The 3,295-nt window shown below is 44.9% G+C and carries 5 protein-coding genes; 4 read left to right on the top strand and 1 reads right to left on the bottom strand.

Annotated features, from left to right (window positions below):
• A partial coding sequence (locus tag VIP81_RS02530) for a cation:proton antiporter (RefSeq protein WP_331956907.1) occupies positions 1-356 on the top strand: 356 nt, incomplete at its 5' end.
• A gap of 19 nt (positions 357-375) precedes the next feature.
• Here the strand turns inward: VIP81_RS02530 and VIP81_RS02535 are convergent.
• A complete protein-coding gene (locus VIP81_RS02535; RefSeq protein WP_331956908.1) occupies positions 376-765 on the bottom strand; it encodes a hypothetical protein in 390 nt (129 codons plus the stop codon).
• 87 nt (positions 766-852) lie between these two features.
• On the opposite strand from VIP81_RS02535, the gene VIP81_RS02540 reads away from it, so the two are divergent.
• The 3 genes from VIP81_RS02540 to VIP81_RS02550 form a co-directional block, all read left to right on the top strand.
• Positions 853-1,398: a hypothetical protein gene (locus VIP81_RS02540; protein ID WP_331956909.1), complete on the top strand. Its 546-nt coding sequence runs from the start codon at positions 853-855 to the stop codon at positions 1,396-1,398.
• A 74-nt stretch (positions 1,399-1,472) separates the two neighbouring features.
• Positions 1,473-1,988 carry a hypothetical protein gene (locus VIP81_RS02545; protein ID WP_331956910.1) on the top strand — a complete coding sequence of 172 codons (516 nt, stop codon included), beginning with the start codon at positions 1,473-1,475 and terminating at the stop codon, positions 1,986-1,988.
• 194 nt (positions 1,989-2,182) lie between these two features.
• On the top strand, positions 2,183-3,295 hold a 1,113-nt coding region (locus VIP81_RS02550; protein WP_331956911.1), incomplete at its 3' end, for a thiamine pyrophosphate-binding protein.

Consider the following 3,295-nt stretch of genomic DNA (forward strand, 5'->3'; position numbering starts at 1 on the left):
GATTTATCATTACCCTCACTGCCCTTGTGCTACGCACCGCCAGGGTGTTTTCACAGCAGCTCAATTTACAACAGGCATTCAGAAAAGGGAAAGGCCGTATCACCGAAAATGCATTGCTGGATTTTAAGAACAGCTTAATCATCAGCTGGTCGGGTATGCGGGGCATTGTGTCGCTGGCCATTGCCATTGGCTTACCGTTGACGCTGGATAAAGGACGTCCCTTTCCGGAACGCAACCCGATTATATTTATTTCCGTAGTGGTGGTGCTGATTACACTGATAGGACAAGGTATCTCCCTGCCCTGGATTGTAAAGGCGGTGAAGCTGTCGGCGCCTGTTAAAAGGGAACGGCGGTAAAAGAGCAGCATTAATAACTTTAAAAATATCTTCCCGAAAAACGTTGTACACGCGCCAACGTTGGAGGTAAACAAATACTGGTATGCGTCACTGCCTTCAGCGTATCCTTTGATTCAATAAATCTCACATCCTTAAGGGAACAGTCATTCTCTAAAGGAAAAACTATTGTCAGAATAATAGTATCATTTTTCTTGTTCCAGATGCCGTGGAAATCGATAGCGGGTTTCCGTACATAACGGGTATCCCGGTAACTGTATGTTAAATTAAAAGTACCGTGTTCCTTTAACGTCAGGTCCCAATGCCGAATGGTGACATACGCCATCGCGCAGCGTTCTTCATGATAAGAATAAAGGCTATCCTTAGGAACCGGAGGGAATGACGCCAGGAAAAATAAAAATAAAATATTCATAGGCCAGCAATATATTGCGAAAAATGAACATAAAATTAGGAAACCCAGCAGAATAACCAGATATTTATTAGCCCTAAACCCGTAGAAATGGAACTTCCTATCATCCTTGCCCAAGACCTATTGTTTGGATACAGCGGCGCGACCCTTCTCTTTTTAATGGCTTCTTTATTTTATGCTCCCTTCCGGCAGTTAAAAAATATATACTTATCTATTTCAAATATAGCCCCGATAGTGATTGGCATCTTACTGATAATCGCCGTTATATGGGATAGCATTACCACTATTCATAATGCGATGGATGTTGCCCATTTCAGGTACTACGCCCTGGATGGCGCATTGATGCTAACCTTTATCGGTATCATTCCTTTAATATTTCTCAAAAAGAAATACAGAAAAAATGTTCCGCTCACTTTGGTGGTAGTAATATTTCAATATATAGGCAATTATTACTATCTCTTACTTTATTTTATTACTTCTTTTTCCAGGGACTCCCTTCCTTCCAGCTGGGCATACTACCGAAGTCCTTATGTGGAAATAATATGCTGGCCGCTGGGATATTTCGTAGCCGTTTTGCTTATTGCCAACATAAGCAGGCGCTACTCTCCCAACCCAACAGCTGCATCAAAATATTAATCTCAATCCTATACACTATGTATCACTTTATAATAATTACCACTGATCTGATGATAAGCTATAGCTTATCGACTATGCTGTTTTTATTGCTGCAGGCCGTGTACCGCCCGTTCAGGCCATTGAAAGCGGCTTATCTATCGTTCGCGAATATTACAGCGCTAATAATCGGTGCTATTATTTCAGGTGTATATCTCGTGACTGAGATTAGCCCATCTTATGCCAATCCCAATCTTAGCTGGCAATATCCAACGAGATTTTTCACCGCCGTTGTTGTCGTTTGCGCATTCCTGTTACCGCTGCTATTTTTACTCCGCAGAGTAAGAACAAATATCGCATTCACACTCTTCATGGCGATAGCTATTGTGCCTATCCTGATATCCTGTATGAAAGTGGTACACCGATTTGCCTACCCCACGAATTACTTCACCAGCATTTTCCATTACATCTTCACCAGCCAATATATTTTTCTGTTATACACCGCCATTTATTTCTCTATCGCATTGCTTTGGGCAAAAAGGAAATATGCGCTGACCAATAGGCAAAAAGCCACAGAGATCACCACTATCGGAGAAAACGTACAAACTAGTTAGCACCACTAATATTTTAAATATCCCGGGGAGATGGTGAACATACCAGCTCCCCTCTTCAAAAAAAATCACGCCCCACTGCTTTATTATTTTCCAATTTCCTTTAACTTTAGTAGCATAGCCGGTTACCCTATTTTACCATTCCCCGGTATAAACCACCCTCATCTATCCATGAATACAAACATAAATCCTCACACATGCAACAAAAACCGTTTACAGTCGCGGACTACCTGTTGACCAGATTGAAGCAACTCGATGTCACGGAAGTGTTTCAGATCCCCGGTGACTATGTTAAACATTTCACACAAACCCTGGAACATTTTGATGGCGTAAGGGCCATTGGTGCTATGAATGAACTCGATGCCGCCTATGCGGCAGATGCATATGGACGCACCCGGGGCCTTGGCGCCGTATCATTACAATTCGGGGTGAGCACCTTCAGCGCACTCAATGCCATTGCGGGCGCTTATGTGGAGCGCAGTCCGGTGGTGGTGATCACCGCTACACCCGGATCAGACGACCGGCAAATGACCAAAATGTACGACGTACTTTTTCATCACTCCACCGGCAACCTCAAAGCCGACCAGGAAGTATTTGAACACGTAACCGTAGGTGCCATTACACTCAGTACCGCTGCCGGCGCTCCGGAAAAAATAGATCAGCTGCTGATCGCCGCCATCACCCACAAAAGACCTGTATACATTGCCTGCTACGAAGAAGTATGGGGCGAAGTGTGCACGCCTCCCAACGGGAAAGCCCTGCAACCCCTGGTGATCAAAAGCGAGCCGGTTGCCCTGGCTAATGCCGTAGCTGCAGCCTGGAAACAAATCACGGCTGCCAAACATCCCATGATCTTTGCAGGCGTGGAAATCCTTCGCCATGGCCTGTCGGACTTGCTACAGGAACTCATCGACGCCAGCGGGTTTCTGTATACTACTACCACCCTCGGAAAATCAGTATTAACCGAAAAGGGAGATAAATTCATCGGTACCTACTCAGATGCAGCATCTATCAAAAGCGTCATCAGCGAAGTAGATAAAGCCGATTGCTTCCTCACCCTCGGTACCATTCTGACAGACGATTACCTTTGGTTTGTTCAAAATAAATACGCAGCCATGGTGCTGGCCGACACGGCACAGATACGCGTTGGCTATTACAACTACCCGGATGTGACCATGAAAGATTTCATGGAAGCCCTGCTCGCCCTTTTCAAAAAAACAAAAGGTTATCCGCTGAAAACAGTCGCGCCCGCGCAACCAACATACCCCGAACCCTGGGTATCCAATTCCGATCCTGATTGGGACGATAAA

The organism is Chitinophaga sp. (assembly GCF_036566945.1).
Taxonomy (GTDB): Bacteria; Bacteroidota; Bacteroidia; order Chitinophagales; family Chitinophagaceae; genus Chitinophaga.